Below are 19,135 nucleotides of genomic sequence, written 5' to 3'. Positions count from 1 at the left end.
GCGCGGCGCGATCGTCGAAAATGTCGAGCCGGACGAACCGGCACCGCCGGCCGCGCCCCGAAGGACACGGCCGATCGTCATCGTCAGGCCTAGCGGACGGCGTTCAGTGCCTTCCAGACCTTTTCGGGCGTTGCCGGCATGGTCAGGTCGTTGTTGCCGATCGCGTCGGTGATGGCGTTGATCACCGCCGGCGGCGAGCCGATGGCGCCGGCCTCGCCGCAGCCCTTCATGCCGAGCGGGTTGCCCGGGCAGAGGGTCTCGGTGGTGGACACCTTGAAGTTCGGCAGGTCCCAGGCCCGCGGCATGGCATAGTCCATGTAGGACGCCGTCGTCAGCTGGCCGCTGTCGTCGTAATGGGTGCTCTCCAGAATGGCCTGGCCGATGCCCTGGGCAAGCCCGCCATGAACCTGGCCCTCGACGATCATCGGATTGATCACCCGGCCGAAATCGTCGGCGGCGACGAACTGGATGATCTCGGTGGTCCCGGTTTCGGGATCGACCTCGACCTCGCAGATGTAGCAGCCGGCCGGGAAGGTGAAGTTGGTCGGGTCGTAGAACGCCCCCTCCTTCAGCCCCGGCTCCATGCCGTCCGGCAGATTGTGGCCGGTATAGGCGCCGAGGCAGACCTCGTGCCAGCCGAGCTTCTTGTCGGTTCCGGCGACCTTCACCTCGCCGTTCTCGATGACGATGTCGCCTTCGTCGGCCTCGAGCACGTGGGCGGCGATCTTCTTGGCCTTCGCCTCGACTTTGTCCAAGGCCTTGTGGATCGCCGACATGCCGACGGCGCCGGAGCGCGAGCCGTAGGTGCCCATGCCGAACTGCACCTTGTCGGTGTCGCCATGGATGACCTGGACGTTGTCGACAGGCAGGCCGAAGCGTTCGGCGACGAGCTGGGCGAAGGTCGTTTCGTGGCCCTGGCCGTGGCTGTGCGAGCCGGTGAGGATCTCGATCGTACCGACCGGATTGACCCTGACTTCCGCCGATTCCCACAGGCCGACGCCGGCGCCGAGGGAGCCGACAGCCTTCGACGGCGCGATGCCGCAGGCCTCGATGTAGCAGCTCATGCCGAGGCCGCGCAGCTTGCCGCGGGATTTCGCCTCCGCGCGCCGACCCTCGAAGCCGCTGACGTCGGCGGCTTCCATGCCGGCATTCAGGCAGGCTTCGAAATCGCCGGCATCGTAGTTCATGATCACCGGGGTCTGGTGCGGAAACGAACGGATGAAGTTCTTGCGGCGGAACTCGGCCGGCGAAATGCCCAGCTCGCGCGCCGCCGTCTCCATCGTCCGCTCGATGACGTAGGTCGCCTCCGGCCGCCCGGCGCCGCGATAGGCGTCGACCGGCACCGTGTTGGTGTAGACCGCCTTGACGTTGGCGTGGATCGCCGGGATGTCGTACTGGCCCGAAAGCAGCGTCGCATAGAGGTATGTCGGCACCGACGACGAGAACAGCGACATGTAGGCGCCGAGATTGGCGGTCGTCTCGACCTTCAGGCCGAGGATCCTGTTGTCGGCGTCGAGGGCGAGTTCGACGTCCGTCTCGTGATCGCGGCCATGGGCGTCCGTCAGGAACGCCTCGGTGCGGTCGGACGTCCACTTCACCGGGACGCCGGTGCGCTTGGAGGCCCACAGGCAGACGATCTCTTCGGGATAGATGTAGATCTTCGAGCCGAAGCCGCCGCCGACGTCCGGCGCGATGACCCTCAGCTTGTGCTCGGGCGCGACGTTGTAGAAGGCGCTCATCACCAGGCGGGCGACATGCGGGTTCTGCGACGTCGTCCAGCAGGTATAGTGATCCTCGGCCGGATCGTAGAGGCCGAGCGCGGCGCGCGGCTCCATCGGGTTGGGTACGAGGCGATTGTTGTGGATGTGCAGCTTGGTGACGTGGGCGGCCTTGGAGAAGGCCTCGTCCGTCGCCGCCTTGTCGCCGAGCTCCCAGTCGAAGATCAGGTTGCCGGGGGCCTCGGGATGGAGCTGCGGCGCGCCGTCCTTCAGCGCTTCGACCGCCTTGGTGACGACGGGCAGCTCCTCGTAGTCGATCACCACCGCCTCGGCCGCGTCGCGGGCCTTGGCCTGGGTGTCGGCGACGACGATCGCCACTGCCTGCCCGACATAGCGCACGGTCTGCGACGCCAGCGCCGGCCAGGCGCCCATCTTCATCGGCGTGCCGTCCTTGGAATTGACCGCCCAGCCGCAGATCAGATTGCCGATACCGTCGCCCTGCAGCTGTTGGCCGTTCAGGATGCCGATGACGCCGGGCATGGCTTCTGCCGCGCTGGTGTCGATGCCGTTGATCTTCGCATGTGCATGCGGCGAGCGCACGAACGCGGCATATTTCATGCCCGGCACGCTCATGTCGTCGACATAGCGGCCGCGCCCGGTGATGAAGCGGCGGTCCTCCTTGCGAAGAACCTTCGCACCGATACCCTCAACGCCCATAAATCAAACCTCCCTGAGCTCGATCGAGGCTCCCATGCGCCAGGGCGCACCCGCGATCGATGAAACCGTTCGAAGACCGCGGCGCCCGGCGGGGCCGCGGCAGCCCGTCACGTCATTCGGCCGCCATGGCCGGGGCCTGCGAGGCGCCCGCCGCCGCAAGGATCGCCTTGACGATGTTGTGGTAGCCGGTGCAGCGGCAGATGTTGCCGTCGAGTTCCTCGCGCACCGTCTCCTCGTCGAGCGACGAGCCGTGCCGCTCGATCATGTCGACCGCGGTCATGATCATGCCGGGGGTGCAGTAGCCGCACTGCAGGCCGTGATGCTCGCGGAAGGCCGCCTGCACGGGATGCAGTTCCTGGCCGTTGGCGAGACCCTCGATCGTCGTGACGGAAGAGCCCGAGGCCTGGACGGCGAGCATGGTGCAGGACTTCACCGCCTTGCCGTCGACATGAACCACACAGGCGCCGCATTGCGATGTGTCGCAGCCGACATGGGTGCCGGTGAGGCCGAGATTTTCGCGCAGGAACTGGACGAGCAGGGTGCGGTCCTCGACCGATCCCTTCATCTCGCGCCCGTTCACGGTGATGGTGACGTCCGTCATGAAACTCCTCCCAAACTCGCCGGCTCGATCGGCCGGTCATGTCGCTGGTCCCCGTTCCACTCGGCACCCGCTTCGTCGGCGAAGCAGGCAGGGCGGGACGCTCGCGGGGGAGATTGCCCCTTTGTGGTCTGGGCTTCAAGCGCTTTTCAGAATCGTTCCACGCAAGGCGCCCTCGCCCGGCGGATCACGCATCGCCGGATGGCGAAAGGCCACGGCGCACCAAGGCACCACGCCGGCCGGCCCGCGCCGGCACGGTCGCGTTTGGTCATCTGGCCGGGAGGCGTTGCCCATCGGCAACGCGCAAGCAAATTGCAACCGCCGGGCGCTGCCTGCGACAGTCGGTCCGAGTTTGAAGGCCGTGCTGTGGTCGCATCGGCACAGCGCGGGTCCAATCGACGTTCGCGGGGCGTCGGCAGGCCGGTTCGACAGGCGTTCGTAGTTGTTATTTCACGATTTCCGGGCATGCTTACTCTCACCTGAAGGGGGGAGCGAAACTTTTCGGGAAGGGCCGACCGGCTCTGCCACGCCATGACGGCGGGCACTCTTACCCTCCGCATGATCGTTGGTTCAGGGGATTGAAGCGTTTGCCCGAATTTGACCGCCTGCCTGCAATCTGCGTTTCGATTGCCCTGGCGATCTCCCTGGCCTCGCCGGCCGGCGCGTTCGAGATCTTCGGCTTGAAGTTCTTCGAGAGCACCGACGCCGACGTCGAGGTGATCGATCCCCTGAACTACACCGTGACTCTGACCGTCGAGCCCGCTCCGGGAAACGAGGACGGATCGCTCGAAGACGCCCTGCGCACCGCCTCCGGCCTGATCGGCGACGAGGAAAAGCCGGTCTCCGGCTCGCTCGGCCTTCTGTCCAAGGCCAAGACCGACCGCAAGCGGCTCGTCGCCGCCCTGTTCGAACAGGCGCGCTACGACGGTCTCGTGGACGTCTTCATCGAGGGCCGCGACATCACCACCCTGCAGCCGGATGCGACCTTCTCCGCCCGGCCGGTACCGGTGACCATCCGGGTGCGGCCGGGGCCGAAATACACGCTCGGCCGCATCGCCGTCAGCTCCGGTGGCATTCCCGTCGATCCGGCCGAATACGGCCTCGAGGCCGGTGGCGACGCCGGCTCGGCCAAGGTGCTGGAAGCCGAAGCCAAGATGTTCAATGCGCTGCGCGAGGACGGCCGCCCCTTCGTCGCGGTCACGGGCCGCGACATCATCGCCGACGCCGCGACCGACCGTCTGGAATATCAGGCCGCCCTCGATCCCGGCCCGCGGGTGCCCTTCGGCGACGTCTATGTCGAGGGCGCCAAGGACGTCGATCCCGGCTTCATCGCCTATATGACCGGGCTGAAGGCCGGCGAGGTGTTCTCGCCGCAGGAACTCGCCGATGCGAGGGCCCGGCTTCTGAAGCTCGGCGTCTTCTCCTCGGTCACCGTCAAGGAAGGCAAGGCCCAGGATCCGGACGGCTCGCTGCCGGTGCAGGTCGAGGTCGGCGAACGCAAGTTCGGCTATTACGGCGTCGGGGCGACCTATTCCAACACCGAGGGCGCCGGCGCCAACGGCTATGTCGGCTATCGCAACCTCTTTGGCCGGGCCGAGTCACTGCGCTTCGACGCCTCGGTGTCGCGCATCGGCGCGACCGCCGTTTCCGGCGAGGCGCGCGAGACCGACGGCTTCGACTATTCGAGCTCGCTGGTCTTCAAGAAGCCCGGCGTCCTCGGCCCCGATTCGGTCTATATCGGCTCGCTCGAAATCAAGAAGGAGCAGCCGCTCGCCTACGACCGCCAGAGCTATGCGGCGACCAGCGGCGTCGAATACGAGATCGATCGCCAGCAGACGCTGAACGTCACCTTGCGCGGGGAATACGAAGAGATCACGGACTATCTCGGCACCCGCGACTACTTCATCGCCTCGCTGCCGATCACCTACACCTATGACGGCCGCAACAACGAGCTGAACCCCACCGACGGCTTCTATTTCCAGGCCCTCGCCGAGCCGTCCTACGGCTTCAACACCTCGACGCCCTTCGTCAAGACCAGGCTCGACGGCCGGGCCTATCTGTCGCTGACGGAAAGCGACCGGCTGATCCTCGCCGGCCGGCTCGGTTACGGCACGATCTTTGGCGCCGACGTTGCGGACATTCCCAACGACCGCCGCTTCTTCGCCGGCGGCGGCGGTTCGGTCCGCGGCTACGAGTTCCAGTCGGTCGGCCCCTATTTCCCCGGAAACGTGCCGCCCGGCTCGGGCTTCAACGACCGCTTCACCGACACGCCGACCGGCGGCCTGTCGCTGTTCGAGGGCTCGGTCGAGGCGCGCATCGGCATCACCGAGAACATCCAGGTCGTGCCCTTCCTCGACTTCGGCACGGTCTCCGACGAACTCGTCCCCGACTTTTCGAACTTCAAGCTCGGCGCCGGCGTCGGCGCCCGCTATCTCACCAGCTTCGGCCCGATCCGCATCGACGTCGGCATTCCCCTCGACCCGGGGCCAAGGGACGCCGGGTACCAGATCTACGCCGGAATCGGACAGGCCTTCTGATGATCAACGAACGCCTCGCCGCTCTCGCTCTGACGCTGTTCCTGGCACTCGTCGCGCTCGTTCCGACGAGCCGGCCGGCGCATGCCCAGCAGTTCATCGCCAGCCAGATCGAGAACCTGATCTCCACCGACACGATGAAGGTGAAGATCGACGGTCTGTCCGGCGCGCTGAGCGGGGCGATCCGCATCGAGAAGGTCACCGTCTCCGACCCTGAGGGCGTCTTCCTGACGGCCAGCGATCTCGCCATGGACTGGTCGCCGCTGGCGCTGGTGCGCTCCAACGTCGCGATCGAGAACCTCTCCGCCGGCCAGATCGTGCTGGAGCGCCTGCCGGCCGGCCAGCCGGCCAGCGAAGGCGGCGGCGGCTTTTCACTGCCCTCGATCACCGCCGACATCCAACAGATCGCCATCGAGGAATTCATTCTCGGCGAGGCGATCGCCGGCACGCGCGCCCGGCTGAAGGCGAATGCCAGCCTCGCCCTCGAAGACGATCCGACGCAGCTCTCGGCGCAGGCGACCGTCGAGCGGCTCGACCAGCCGGGGCGCATCGCCTTCAAGATCGAGTTCGCGCCGGACGACAACAGGCTGGTGGTCGATGTCGACGCCAGCGAGCCGCAGGGCGGCCTCGTCGCGACGCTGCTCGGCATTCCCGGCGCCCCGCCGGTGCAGCTGACGGTCAACGGCTCCGGCCCGCTCTCCGGCTTCATGGCAAACGGCGCGCTCACCGTCGACAACGAACAGGCCGCCACCCTGACCGCCCGCGTCGACCGGCAGGACGCCGCCTATCGCGCAGCCCTGTCGCTCAACGTCGCGGCCGAGCGCTTCGTGTCGGAGGCCTATCAGCGCTATGTCGAAGGCGGCGCCAATCTCGACGCCACCGTCGAGATCCGCGACGACGGCACCTACCGGATCGAGCAGGGCACCCTCGCCTCCCAGGCGGTCCAGCTCTCGGCCACCGGCACGGTCGACCCCTCCGGCTCCGGCAACGACCTCTCCGTCCAGCTGAGCGCGCCCGGCGGCGGCCCGCTCGCCCTCTCCTTCGGCACGCCGGAGACGCCGATCGACCTGTCCGTCGCGAGCCTCGAGGCTTCGCTGCAAGGGGCGCTGGCGAATGCCGCCGTCTCGGTGAACGCCTCCCTCCCGCAGCTCGTCTACGGCGAATACGCCGCCAACAATCTCGGCGCCGAACTGACCAGCCAGAGCTTCGACGTCACCGGCCTCACCGGCCCATTCCAGCTTTCGGCCAGCGCCGCCTCGGCCAAGGCGCCGGAAGGCGTCCAGCAACGCTTCCTCGACGGCCCGATCAAGCTGTCCGGCAGCGGCGCGCTCGACCAGAACGGCATCCGCCTCGATCCGGCGACGCTTGCCACCGACACGGCCAATCTGAACGTCACCGGCTCGGCGGCGCTGAATTTCTCGACCTTCGACCTGACGCTCGATTCCAGCTTCAAGACCGTCGCGCTGTCCGCCGGGCTCGCCCCGATCGCCGGCGAGACGATCGCCGTTTCGGGCGATTTCGCGCGGAGCCAGGACGGTTCGCTCGCGGCCAGACAGCTGAGGGTGAACGGCGACAACCTGTCGATCGAGGGCCAGGCAGGGCTTTCCGACGAGACGGTCTCGGCCGACATTTCCGGCAAGCTTGCCAATGCCGGCAATGTCAGCCAGCAGCTTTCCGGCGGGGCGAGCTTCCAGTTGACCGCGAACGGGCCGGTCGCCGCCCCCGACATCGACCTCACCGTCGACGGCAACGGCCTGTCGATCAACGGCCGCGAACTCGCCAGCCTCAGCGTGAAGGTGGAAGGAACGCTGCAATCCGGCGCCCCGGAAGGCAGCGTCGACATTTCCGGCGTCATCGACGGCCAGCCCCTCGAAGGCAAGGCGGACCTCGCCGGCCTGCCGAACGGCGAAGCGAAGGTTTCCGGCCTCGTCATCCGCCAGGGCACCAACAGCATCACCGGCGATCTGACGCTCACGCCGAATTTTCTGCCGATCGGCACGCTCGACGTGAAGCTCGACGATCTCGCGGCCCTTGCCGCCCTCGGCGGCCTCACCGCCAGCGGCGACGTGACCGGCACCCTCGGCTTCGACGTGTTGTCCGACGGGACACCCGTCGCCAAGCCCGACCTCACCGGCGAGAGCGTCTCGGTATCCGGCAACACGCTTTCGGGCGCGAAGATCGACCTGTCGGTCTATGACTATCTCGGCATTCCGATCCCGCAGGGCACCGTCACCGCCAGCGCGATCAGCGCCGGCGGCGTCGACGTCTCGGAACTTTCCGTCGCCTTTTCCAGGCAGGCGGCCGAGACGGCCGGCGTCGAGGCGTCCGCGCGGATGAACGGCGTTCCGCTCGCGCTTGCGGGCGATGCCACCTTCCGACCGAACGAAATCGTGGTCGCGCTCCAGCGGCTGACCGCGGCAATCCCGGATGCCGCGGTGGCGCTGCAGGACCCGGCGCGGATCCGCATCGCGGGCGGCACCACGACTCTCTCCGATCTCACCCTGACGGTCGGCGAGGGGCGGCTCTCGGCCTCCGGCTCGGCCGGCGAGACGCTCGATCTTTCGGCCGATCTGACCAACGTCCCCGCCGCCGTCGCCAATCCCTTCGTCGAAAATCTGTCGCTCGCCGGCACGATCGACGGCACCGCCGAAGTCAGCGGCCAGGCGAGCGATCCGGCCGCCCGCTTCGACCTCCGTGCCCGGCAGGTCGTCGCCACCCGCTCGGGCGGCACGGCGACGCCGCCGGTCGACGGTACCGTCTCCGGCAGCTATTCCGGCGGCACGCTGCAGCTCCAGACGGCCCGCCTCGATCTCGGCGACGGCTCGCTGACCGCGACCGGCTCGCTCGGCGAGACGATCGACCTCGACGTCGATCTCACCCAGGCCCCCGTCGCCATCGCCAACGCCTTCGTCGAAGGACTCGACGCATCGGGCACCCTTTCCGGCAACGCGCAGCTTTCCGGCACGACGAGCAATCCCGCCGCGACCTTCTCGCTCACCGGCCGCCAGATTACCGCCAAGGCCATTGCCAACGCCGGAATCGCGCCCCTGTCGCTCGACGCTTCCGGCTCCTACGACGACCAGACGCTGACGCTTGCCAATGCGGAAATCGAGGTCGGCTCGGCCTCGCTCACCGCCTCGGGCACGATCGGCGAAAACCTCGATGTCCGGGTGCGGGCGGAAAACCTGCCTGTCGGCCTCGTCAACGGCTTCGTGCCGGATCTCTCGGCCCAGGGCACGATCTCGGGCACCGCCAGCGCCACCGGCACACCGACGAACCCCGATGCCACCTTCGACATCCAGGGCAGCGGCATCACCACCGACGAGATCGCCAAATCCGGCATCAAGCCGCTCGATCTGCGCCTTGCCGGCAGCTATGCCGACGGCACGGCCGACATTCAGACGGGCGTCGTCAATGTCGGCGATGGCTCTCTGACAGTCTCCGGCAGCATTGGCGAAACCCTCGACGTCACCGCGGAAATGAGCCGCCTGCCGGTCGGCCTCGCCAACGGCTTCGTCGACGGCCTCGGCGCCGAGGGCACGATCTCCGGCACCGCGAAGGCGACGGGCACGCTCGAAAAGCCCGACGCCACCTTCGACCTGTCGGGTACCGGCATCACCACAGAGGCGATCGCGCAGGGCGGCGTCCCGCCGCTGTCGCTGGACGCCGACGGCAGCTATCAGGACGGCACGCTGAACCTTGCCACCGCAAGGCTCGACGTCGGCGAGGGCTCGCTCCGCGCGAGCGGCACTGTCGGCGACCAATTGAACCTCGATCTCGCCCTCGAGGCGCTTCCGGTGGGCCTTGCCAACGGCTTCGTCGAGGGGCTCAACGCGACGGGCACGATCTCCGGCACCGGCCGGGCAACCGGCTCGCTCTCCGATCCGAACGCAACGTTCCAGCTCTCCGGCACCGGGATCACCACCCAGCAGATCGCCAAATCCGGCGTCGCGCCGCTCGCCCTCGACGCCGCGGGCTCCTATGCCGGCGGCACCGCGACCATCGAGCGGGCCAACGTCACGGTCGGCGACGGCTCGCTGTCGGCTTCGGGCACTGTCGGCGAGAATCTCGATCTGACGCTGAACCTCTCGGAGCTGCCGGTCGGCCTCGCCAACGGCTTCGTCGAGGGCCTCGGCGCCCGCGGCACGGTCTCCGGCTCCGGCAAGGCAACGGGCTCGCTCTCCGACCCGCAGGCGACGTTCCAGCTTTCGGGCTCCGGCATCACCACCCGGCAGATCGCCGATTCCGGCATCGCGCCGCTCGGCCTCGATGCGGCGGGCTCCTATTCGGGCGGCACGGCGACGATCGAGCGGGCGAACCTTGCGGTCGGTTCCGGCAGCCTCTCGGCCTCCGGCACCGTCGGCCAGCAGCTAGACCTCGATGTCACCGCGACCGACATTCCCGCCGGCCTTGCCAACGGCTTCGTCGAGGGCCTCGGCGCCCGCGGCACGATCTCCGGCAACGCCACGGCGACCGGCTCGCTGTCCGATCCCTCGGCACAGTTCTCCCTGTCCGGCACGGGCATCACGACGGAACAGATCGCCCGCTCCGGCACGGCGCCGCTCACTCTCGACGTCGCCGGCACCTATGACGACGGCACCGTCAACCTCGCCAATGCCGAGGTCGTCGCCGGTGACGGCCGGCTGACGGCGCGCGGCACGGTGGGCCAGCAGCTCGACATCAACGTCGATCTCAGCCGGCTGCCGGTCGGCCTCGCCAACGGTTTCGTCGACGGCCTCGGGGCGCAGGGGACGGTCTCCGGTACGGCTTCTGCCACCGGCTCGCTCTCCAGCCCCAATGCCCGCTTCGATCTTTCCGCCGCCAACGTCTCCGTCGCCCAGAGCCGCGCCGCCGGCGCCCCTCCCCTCAGCGCCGATATCGCCGGCGCTTATCAGAACGGCAATCTTGCCCTCGATCAGGCGCTCGTGAGGGTCGGCGGCGGGACCATCCGCGTCACCGGCGGGGCAAGCCAGAGCAACCTCAATCTCACGGCCGAGATCCGCGATCTGCCCGCCTCGATCGCCAGCGCGGCCGCCGGCGACCTCGCGCCCCAGGGCACGATCAACGGCACCGTCCGGGCGACCGGCGCGCCGAGCAATCCGCAGGTGACCTACGACGTGACCGCCTCCGGCGTCTCGATCGCGCCCACCCGCAGCGCCGGCGTCGGCGCCCTGCAGATCACGACGCGGGGCCAGTATTCCGGCAACCGCGTCACCACCGACACGCAGCTTTCCGGCAGCGGCATCGACCTTGCCGTCAACGGTTCGGTCGGTCTTTCCGGCACGCCGACCCTCGATCTTGCGGCCAACGGCACGGCGCCGCTTTCCCTCGCCAATCCGATCCTCGCCGAGGGCGGTCGCTCCGTTCAGGGAACGGCCCGGGTCGACGTCCGGGCAACCGGCCCCGTCACCCAGCCGAACGTCAACGGCACTGTCACCGTCGCCGGCGCGCGGCTGGTCGACACCGGCTTCAACGTCGCCCTCAACGACATCAACACCACCATCGCCCTCAGCGGCACCACCGCGACGATCCAGAGCTTCACCGGCCAGATCTCCTCCGGCGGCACCGTCACGATCGGCGGCACCGTCGGCCTGACGGGCGATTTCCCGGCCGATCTGACGATCGACGCCAATCGCGCCCGCTACAATGACGGCGAACTGATCGCCGCGCGGCTTTCGGCCGATCTGACGTTGACCGGCCCGCTCGTCGCGACGCCGACCCTCGCCGGCACGATCGATGCCGAAGAGATCGACATCATCGTCCCGGACAATCTGCCGAGTTCGCTGGCGCGGATCGACGTCACCCATCGCAACGCCAGCGCGGCCGTCGTCGAGCAGCAGCGCGAGCTGTTTCCCAAGACAGCCGGCGGCACCAGCGGCGGCGGCATCGATCTCGACATCACCTTCAACGCCCCGAACCGCGTCTTCGTGCGCGGCCGCGGCCTCGATCTCGAACTCGGCGGCTCGCTGCAGATCACCGGGCCGGCCTCCAATCTCTCCATCATCGGCGGCTTCGAACTGGTGCGCGGGCGATTCCAGATCCTCTCCAAGGAACTGACCTTCCAGCGCGGCAATCTGAGCTTCACCGGCGACCTGATCCCGACCCTCGATCTCGAGGCGTCGTCCACCGTCGACGACGTCACCGTCTACGTGACGGTGACCGGGCCGGCGAACGACCCGTCGGTCAGCTTCTCCTCCAACCCGGCGCTACCGCAGGACGAGGTTCTGGCGCGGCTGATCTTCGGTCAGGGAACGTCGGACCTCTCGCCGCTGCAGATCGCCCAGCTGGCGGAAGCCGCCGCGACGCTCGCCGGCGTCGGCGGCTCGACAGGCCTTCTCGACAATCTGCGCTCCCAGCTCGGCGTCGACTCCCTCAACGTCACCACCACCTCGGACGGCCAGACCGCCGTCGGCGTCGGCAAATATCTCAATGAGAACACCTATCTCGGCGTCGATTCCACCGGCCGGGTGTCGCTGGAATTGAAACTCGGCGGCGGGCTGAAGGCCAAGGGCGCGGTCACCACGGAAGGCGGCGGCGAGGTCGGGGTCTTCTACGAGGGTGAGTTCTGAGGCCGGCACACGGGAGCGGCCGGCAAAGAGAGGCGCAAGCTTTCGAACGGCTCTGACGACCGGCAGAACCAGTCGGCCCGCGACTATCTCCAGAGGCAGCCCGAGCGGTGACGGCGGCACTTTTCCTGCTTCGGAAGAGCGCTTAGCTCGAGGGCATGGCGGTGTTCTGGAAAAGCCGATGCGAACGACCGTCACGCTCGACGACGAGCTTCTCCTGCGCGCCGTCGCCCTCACGGGAAACAAGGAGCGGACGACCTTGCTTCGCGAGGCGCTCACCGCCCTGATCGAACGTGAGAGCGGGCGTAAATTGGCCGTGCTCGGCGGCACGGAGCCGGACTTCGAGGCTCCTCCCCGACGATTTTTCCATAGCGACGATCGCCAAGGCTAGGCCGCTTCGTTTATGCCGGCAGATGAAGGTTCGTGTGAGGGTCAGCCTGACCCATTGAAACCGCCTCATCCTCGGGCCTGTCCCGACAAGAGTCACACATTTCAGAGGGCTTGATCGGTAAGCCGGTGCCGAGCGATGCCACCGTTGAAGGGGGTGGCGAAACTTCGCAGCTTCGTCATTCTCGGGCCCCGTCCCGAGAATCCAGGGCCAGCCGGCGCAACCTCGTCCGCTTCCGCCCTCTGCAGCTGAAGCCGATAGCGCCCGACGATCTCTAGCTTCTCGGGACCGGGCCCGAGAATGACGAAGCGTCGGGGCTGGCGCTTTCCTTTTCCCCGCTCCCGTCATCTCCAATCTCAATCGTAAGATGCTGTCCTAAAAGAGCTTTCCGAGATGTGTGAATGCTGTCGGGACAAGCCGAGGATGGCGTCCTGCAGTCAACGGCGCGCCGACTTTGCTGCATCTGCCCCCAATGACAGACTTACAAGAACACAGCATCGTGCCCGAAATCGCCGAGCGCTGTGCCCGCCCAGCCCCCGCCCCGCCGGCGGGTCGCCGCTCACATATACTTGTCGATCAGCGCCGTGACCTCGGCGTTGCGCTCGTTGCCGGTTCGCCCGCCCATGACGACGACGATCAGCCGCCGGCCGCCGCGCATGGCGGTCGCGACGAGATGGAAGCCGGAATCGCGGATGTAGCCGGTCTTCAGCCCGTCGACGCCCTCGACCTTGCCGAGCAGCTTGTTGGTGGCGCGGTAGGTCCGGCCCTTGAAGGAAAACTCGGTGACGCGGAACATCGGCATGTAGCGGGAAAAGCGCGAGATCAGCGTCCGGGCGAGGATCGCCATGTCGCGGGCGGTGGAGATCTGGCCGGGATCCGGCAGGCCGGATGCATTGACGAAGCGGGTATTGCGCATGCCGATCTGGCGGGCCCTCGCCGTCATCACGGCGGCGAAGTTGGCCTGCGTGCCGGCAAGGTTCTCGGCGATCACCACGGCGACGTCGTTGGCCGATTTCGTCGCCAGCGCCTGCGCCGCGTCGCGCACCGAGATCGTCTCGCCGGGTCTGAAGCCGAGCTTCGAGGGCGGCTCGGCCGCCGCCTCGGCGCTGACCGTCAGCTCGGTGTCGAGCGAAAGCTTGCCCGCATCCACGGCCTCGAAGAGGAGATACAGCGTCATCATCTTCGTCAGCGAGGCCGGATAGCGCAGCGCGTCGGGGTTCTCGGCCTCGAGAATGCGGGCGCTCTGATAGTCCATGACGAGGACGGAGTGGCCGCGGATCTCCGCGACGCTCTGGTCCGTCAGCGTCGTCAGCCCGAGCGATGCCGGCGTCAGCTCCGCCGTCTGGCAGCCGGCGAGCGCAAGCGCCGGGATCGCCAGCGCGAGGAAGCCGAAGAGCCGGGCGGATCGAAGCTGCTGGAACCAGTCGCGCATGGACAGCCGACCCTCTTGGCGTTGCGGGTCGCCGAGCTATGCGCAACCGGTCGGAATCCTGTCAAACGCCGAATAGTCCATTGAAAGACTTCGCGCTTCGCCTGTGCCGGCCGTGCCACAGGGCGCCTTTGGGCTGCGGCCGGATCCGGGCCCCTCGCGGCGGCATCACCGGTGCGAAACCGCCCGCGATCCGACATCGGATCGTCATCGAACGGGTCGCATGCTGCCGCAGCCCCTTGACGACGCCGATCGAGAGGCGTCTTGGCGGGGCCGATGGTCGGGGACGGCCGAAAGATCGAGAGGACGACCGGCATGCGCGCGGCGATCTATTTCACTCCGCCGGCGGGCTCGCCGCTGGCGATGACGGCCAACCGCTGGCTCGGCCGCAATCCGTTCGACGGCGAGGCGACCCGCGAGCCGGAATTGATCCGCGATCCTCTCGTCGCCTCCCCCGCCCGCTACGGTTTTCACGCGACGATCGTCGCGCCCTTCGCCCTCGCCGACGCCGTCGACCTTGCCGGGATCGATGCACGGCTGTCGCAGTTTTGTGCCGCGCAGCGCCCGTTCGCGATCACGGCCCGCGTTCCCGAAAGGCTCGGCGCGTTCTTCGCCCTGGTTCCAGACGAACAATCCGCGGAACTTTCGACCATGGAAGAAGCGGCCGTGCGGGCTTTCGCACCGTTCCGGGCCCCTTTGAGCAAAGAAGCCATCGCCCGCCGCCGCCCGGATCGGCTCACCGAGCGCCAGCGCGCCCACCTCGCGGAATGGGGCTATCCTTACGTCTTCGAGGACTTCCGCTTCCACATGACCCTGTCGGGCGCGCTCACGGACGAACAGGCCGAGGCGCTGCGCCCGGATCTCGACGAGACCTTCGCCGCCTTCGACGGGGAGACGCTTACGATCGACCAGCTGGCGATCTTCGTCGAGCCGGAGCCGGGCGCGCCGTTCCGCGTCCATTCGGTCCATCGTTTCGAAGCGCTCTGAGCGGCAAGCGGTCACGTTCGACGGGCGGACGCGGGGGTCTTTTCCCGGAAGGGTGAAAAAGCGAAAGCCGCCGTGACGCGATGCGCCACTGCGGCTTTCAACTGGCCGCGGAACCGGCGTGGACGGTCGCCGGTTCCGCGATCTGCGGCAAAGACCCGAGGGGGGTCGGTCTCCGCCGCATTCTCTCGAAGGCGGCCGCTCGCAACCGGGCCGCCCCCAACGCGTCTCAGCCCTGCTGCGGCTCATCCATTGCCGGCGTCTCCGGCTCCATGTCCGCCGGGCCATCGTCACCCGGCCCGTCGGAGCCGCCCGGCTCCATTTCCATGGCGCCCTGGGCCGGCATCGGGCCGCGCGGGCCAGGCCGGTGATGCCCCCTGGGACCCTTGAAATCGCCGCGATCGTGGCGGTCCCAACGGTCGCCGCGACGCTCCTGCCGCATGTCCCGCATCATCGAGCGGACGAGGCCGCGGGCCCGGTCGATCTGCTCCGGCGTCAGGGTGGATTCGAGGTCGGCCAGCGCCGACTTCAGCGCCTTGGCCTTTTCGCCGGCATCGATGGCACGATCGGCGAACCGGTCGAGCATGCGGAAGGCGAAGAGACCATTCTGCCCCCGATCGCCCGGCGCACCGGCGGTCTCGGAGCCCCCAGCGGCAACCTCGCTGTCGGCAGAGCCAGCCTGTGGTGGCTGCGGTGCCGGCGTTGCCCCCGGACCACCTCGCCCGGCGTCCATGCCGCGCGGACCCCGCGGCCCCGGCCCCATGCCTCGCGGACCATGCGGCGGCTGCGCCGCCTCGGCGAAGGCGACGAGCGCGCCGGTGAAGTTGCGCCAGGTGCCCATCTGGTCCGGCTGGATGCCGATGCCGGTCTCCAGCGCCGCCAGGGCGCCCGCCAGCTTCGCCGGCGACATCATGCCACCGTGGCGCGGGCCGTGATGGCGGTTATGGCGCCAGCCGTGATGGCCCCGCTCGAAGTCCTGGGCAAAGCGCATCGAACCGTCGCGCCCCGAGCCCATGTGCCCCGGCCCTTCGCCGGCCTGCATCCTCGCCGACGGCTGCTGCTCCTGCTGCGGCACGCCTTGCGCGAAGGCGCTGGTGCCGAGCAGTGCTGCCGCCAGCGCCGCGCCGGTCGTCATCTTGGCGCGGTTCCCGAACTTTCCGGTTTTTGCGTCTCGAATCGATCTCATCACTGATCTCCCTTGATTCAGGTGATGGGGGAGAACATAGGGTCGGCATGTTGCGAAGATGCGGCGGAAGATTGCCGAATGTCGCCGCGATCGGCCCGATTTGTTACACCGAGTAACGGCAGAGGGTGCTGCAACAGATGATTACAAAAGGGCTCTCGCCGAAATCTCCCCGCCGTCGCAAACCGGAAGCAGAGTGATGATCATGCTCGGCAAACACCGTGTTTCAGGAGCGACGTCGATGAATCAGCCCAACATTCTGGTGGTGGACGACGATCCGGAGATCTGCCGGCTGCTCGGGAAATATCTCGACGGCCAGGGCTTTCGCTGCCAGCTCGCGGCCAATCGCCGGCAATGCCTGCAACGGCTCGCCGATTCCAGGGTCGATCTGGTGGTGCTCGACGTCATGCTGCCCGACGGCTCCGGCCTCGACATCTGCCGGGAGATCAAGGACGAGAGGCCGGAGCTCGCGGTCATCCTGCTCACCGCGTTGAAGGAGGACGTCGACCGGATCATCGGGCTCGAGCTCGGCGCCGACGACTATCTCGGCAAGCCGTTCAACCCGCGCGAACTCGCCGCGCGGATCCGCGCGGTGCTGCGCCGTGGCAACGCTTCGACCCAAAAGGACGGCGGTGACGCGACGTCGCCCGCCTTCCGGTTCGAAGGCTTCACCGTCAGCCCCGAGCGGCGCAGCCTGAGCGGACCGGACGGCGAGGACGTCGCTCTCACCGGCGCGGAGTTCGATCTTCTGATGATCTTCCTCGAACGACCGGGCCGGGTCTTGTCCCGCGACATCCTCATGGACCTCCTGCATGGCCGCTCCGCCGATCCGTTCGACCGCTCGATCGACGTGACGATGAGCCGCCTCAGGCGCAAGCTCAACGACAACGGCGTCTTCCGGCTGTTCAAGACGGTGCGCAACGGCGGCTACCAGTTCGCCGCGCGGGTCGATCGGGACGAGGAGGAGGCGAAGCCGTGAAGTCGCTGCGGTTTCGCCTCGCTTTGCTTCTCCTCGCCTCCGTCCTCGGCGTCGTCGCCCTGGCGGCGCTGGTTTCGCTGACCATGCTCGACCGGCCCGATCGCGACAGCTTCCGCACCACCTTCGCCGAGGAAGTGCGCATCGTCGCGGCCATCCTGCGGGAAGATCCCGCCGCGGCCGAGCGCCTCGGCATCACCATCGACGCGATGCCGACGAACGAGCCGGACGTCTTCGTCCGCGACAGCCACGGCATCAGCGAGGCCCTCGCCGCCAGGGGTCTCAGCATCCCGGTGCGGATCGTCGGCGACCCGCAGGCGCGCACCCGCCAGATCGCCTTCGAGATCGCGCCCGGGCGCTGGGCGTATCTTCCCTATCCCGGTTTTCCTCCCCGGGGTCTGCTCGGCTTCGTGACATACATGACCGTGCTGGCGATCGGCGTCGCCGCGATCTCGATCTTCGCGGCAACCAAGATGACCCGGCCTCTCGTCATCCTCGACGAAGCCGTCTCGAACGTCGGCCCGGACGGCCTGCCCGCCCATGTCCCCGAGGACGGCCCGGCCGAGGTGCGCGCCACGGCCTCGGCGCTGAACCGCCTGACGACGCGGGTGCGCGACGCCGTCGAAAGCCGCATGCGCCTCGTCGCCGCCGCCGGCCACGACCTCAGGACGCCGATGACCCGCATGCGCCTCAGGGCCGAGTTCCTGCCGGACGACGAACGCGAAACCTGGCTGAAGGATCTGGAAGAACTCGACCGCATCGCCGACAGCGCCATCCGCCTCGTCCGCGAGGAGGTCGAGCCCCAGGCGAACGAGCCGGTCCGGCTGAAGCCACTGCTGATGGAGATCGTCGGCGAGTTGGCGGACCTCGGCCACACGGTCGCGCCGCCCGATCCCGCGACCATCGACCTTGCCGTGCAGGCGCGGCCGCTGGCACTGAAGCGGGCGCTGCGAAACCTGATGGAGAACGCCGCCGTGCATGGCGGCAAGGCGCGCCTGTCGCTGGCAAGGCATGGCGGCTTCGCCGAGATCCGCATTGTCGACGATGGTTCGGGCATCCCCGAAGAGCTGCTCGAACGGGCCTTCGAGCCGTTCTTCCGGGTCGATCGCGGCCGCCGCAAGCTGAAGCCCGGCGCCGGCCTCGGCATGGCGATCGCCAAGGAGATCGTCGATCAGGCCGGCGGCACGATCGCGATCGCCAACCGCCCGGAGGGCGGCCTCGAACAGGTGATCCGCCTGCCGCTGGCCGCCGCCTGAGGCCGGCGCGACCGCAAGCGGGGCGGCGGATCGACCCTACAGCATTTAGATGTCTCTAAACTCTCTTCTAAAACAATGCCTTATGATGGAATGAAAGATTTCGAGGCGGGGAAAAAGAAGGCGCCGGCCCCAACGCTTCGTCATTCTCGGGCCCCGTCCCGAGAATCCAGAGATCGTCGGGCGCGATCGGCTTCAGCTCTAGGAGGCGGCTTCATCTGCAGAAGGCGGAAGCGGTCGATGTTGCGGCGGGTGCCCCTGGCAACTGTGTTCATGCGAACGCCTTTTGGTCGCGTTGCATGGCATTGAGGACGACGAGCAGCTTGTGCGCGACGGCTACGAGAGCGAGCTTTTTCGAGCCGGAGCGGTTGGCGAGAGCCTGATAGAAATCGCTGAAGCGTTGGTTCGCCCGGACGGCCCCGAGGGCTGCCATGTAGAGAGCGCTGCGGACGCGCGCCCGGCCGCCCTTGATGTGGCGGCGGCCTTGGCGCGGCCCGCTGTCGTCGTTGTAAGGGGCAAGGCCGACGAGCGCGGTGATCCGCTTTGGCGAGGTGGTACCGAGTTCGGGCAGGGTCGCGGCCAGGAGGCTCGCGATGACCGGTCCGACGCCCGGCGCCGAACGCAGTCGATCGATCGTGCGGGCGACGTTCGTGTCGGACGCGGCCTGGCTTTTGATCTCGGCTGCAATCGCGGTGATCCGCTCGTCGAGGAAGGCACAGACGCTGGCAATGTCCTCGGCAACGACAGGATCGCCGGCTGCCTCGGCCTGCTGGCGCTGCTTGGACCGCA

11 protein-coding genes are annotated in these 19,135 nt (G+C 68.0%); 6 read left to right on the top strand and 5 right to left on the bottom strand.

Going from position 1 to position 19,135, the window contains the following annotated elements:
- Positions 1-89 precede the first annotated feature (89 nt).
- Entirely contained in the window at positions 90-2,435 is a 2,346-nt protein-coding gene (locus GTK09_RS18535; RefSeq protein WP_163464928.1) for a xanthine dehydrogenase family protein molybdopterin-binding subunit, read from the bottom strand.
- A 112-nt stretch (positions 2,436-2,547) separates the two neighbouring features.
- On the bottom strand, positions 2,548-3,036 hold the full coding sequence (locus GTK09_RS18530; RefSeq protein WP_163464927.1) for a (2Fe-2S)-binding protein: 489 nt from the start codon (positions 3,034-3,036) through the stop codon (positions 2,548-2,550).
- A 584-nt stretch (positions 3,037-3,620) separates the two neighbouring features.
- Between GTK09_RS18530 and GTK09_RS18525 the strand changes: the two genes are divergently transcribed.
- The 3 genes from GTK09_RS18525 (at position 3,621) to GTK09_RS18515 (ending at position 12,524) form a co-directional block, all read left to right on the top strand.
- On the top strand, positions 3,621-5,570 hold the full coding sequence (locus GTK09_RS18525) for an autotransporter assembly complex protein TamA (RefSeq protein WP_246217994.1): 1,950 nt from the start codon (positions 3,621-3,623) through the stop codon (positions 5,568-5,570).
- Positions 5,570-12,136: a translocation/assembly module TamB domain-containing protein gene (locus GTK09_RS18520; protein ID WP_163464926.1), complete on the top strand. Its 6,567-nt coding sequence runs from the start codon at positions 5,570-5,572 to the stop codon at positions 12,134-12,136. The genes GTK09_RS18525 and GTK09_RS18520 overlap by 1 nt, the downstream gene beginning before the upstream one ends.
- Positions 12,137-12,314: 178 nt before the next feature.
- Positions 12,315-12,524, top strand: coding sequence for a type II toxin-antitoxin system VapB family antitoxin (locus tag GTK09_RS18515; RefSeq protein ID WP_163464925.1), 210 nt, complete (start codon positions 12,315-12,317; stop codon positions 12,522-12,524).
- Between the two features lie 556 nt (positions 12,525-13,080).
- On the opposite strand, the gene GTK09_RS18510 is transcribed toward GTK09_RS18515, so the two are convergent.
- Positions 13,081-13,953 (bottom strand): D-alanyl-D-alanine carboxypeptidase family protein, encoded by an 873-nt coding sequence (locus GTK09_RS18510; RefSeq protein ID WP_163464924.1) that lies wholly within the window; start codon positions 13,951-13,953, stop codon positions 13,081-13,083.
- A 312-nt stretch (positions 13,954-14,265) separates the two neighbouring features.
- On the opposite strand from GTK09_RS18510, the gene GTK09_RS18505 reads away from it, so the two are divergent.
- Positions 14,266-14,937 carry a DUF1045 domain-containing protein gene (locus GTK09_RS18505; protein ID WP_163464923.1) on the top strand — a complete coding sequence of 224 codons (672 nt, stop codon included), beginning with the start codon at positions 14,266-14,268 and terminating at the stop codon, positions 14,935-14,937.
- Positions 14,938-15,163: 226 nt separating this feature from the next.
- On the opposite strand, the gene GTK09_RS18500 is transcribed toward GTK09_RS18505, so the two are convergent.
- Entirely contained in the window at positions 15,164-16,120 is a 957-nt protein-coding gene (locus GTK09_RS18500) for a hypothetical protein (RefSeq protein ID WP_163464922.1), read from the bottom strand.
- A 238-nt stretch (positions 16,121-16,358) separates the two neighbouring features.
- On the opposite strand from GTK09_RS18500, the gene GTK09_RS18495 reads away from it, so the two are divergent.
- Together GTK09_RS18495 and GTK09_RS18490 are read left to right on the top strand one after the other, a co-directional pair.
- Entirely contained in the window at positions 16,359-17,096 is a 738-nt protein-coding gene (locus GTK09_RS18495) for a response regulator transcription factor (protein ID WP_163464921.1), read from the top strand.
- Positions 17,093-18,349 (top strand): ATP-binding protein, encoded by a 1,257-nt coding sequence (locus GTK09_RS18490; RefSeq protein ID WP_163464920.1) that lies wholly within the window; start codon positions 17,093-17,095, stop codon positions 18,347-18,349. The genes GTK09_RS18495 and GTK09_RS18490 overlap by 4 nt, the downstream gene beginning before the upstream one ends.
- Positions 18,350-18,617: 268 nt before the next feature.
- Here the strand turns inward: GTK09_RS18490 and GTK09_RS18485 are convergent.
- Positions 18,618-19,135: transposase (locus tag GTK09_RS18485; protein ID WP_163464919.1), on the bottom strand; the 518-nt coding region annotated here is incomplete at its 5' end.

The organism is Jiella pacifica, assembly GCF_010500815.1.
GTDB lineage: Bacteria > Pseudomonadota > Alphaproteobacteria > Rhizobiales > Rhizobiaceae > Jiella > Jiella pacifica.
Note: the sequence above shows the minus strand (reverse complement) of the source record. Positions and strands in the feature narration are given on the sequence as shown.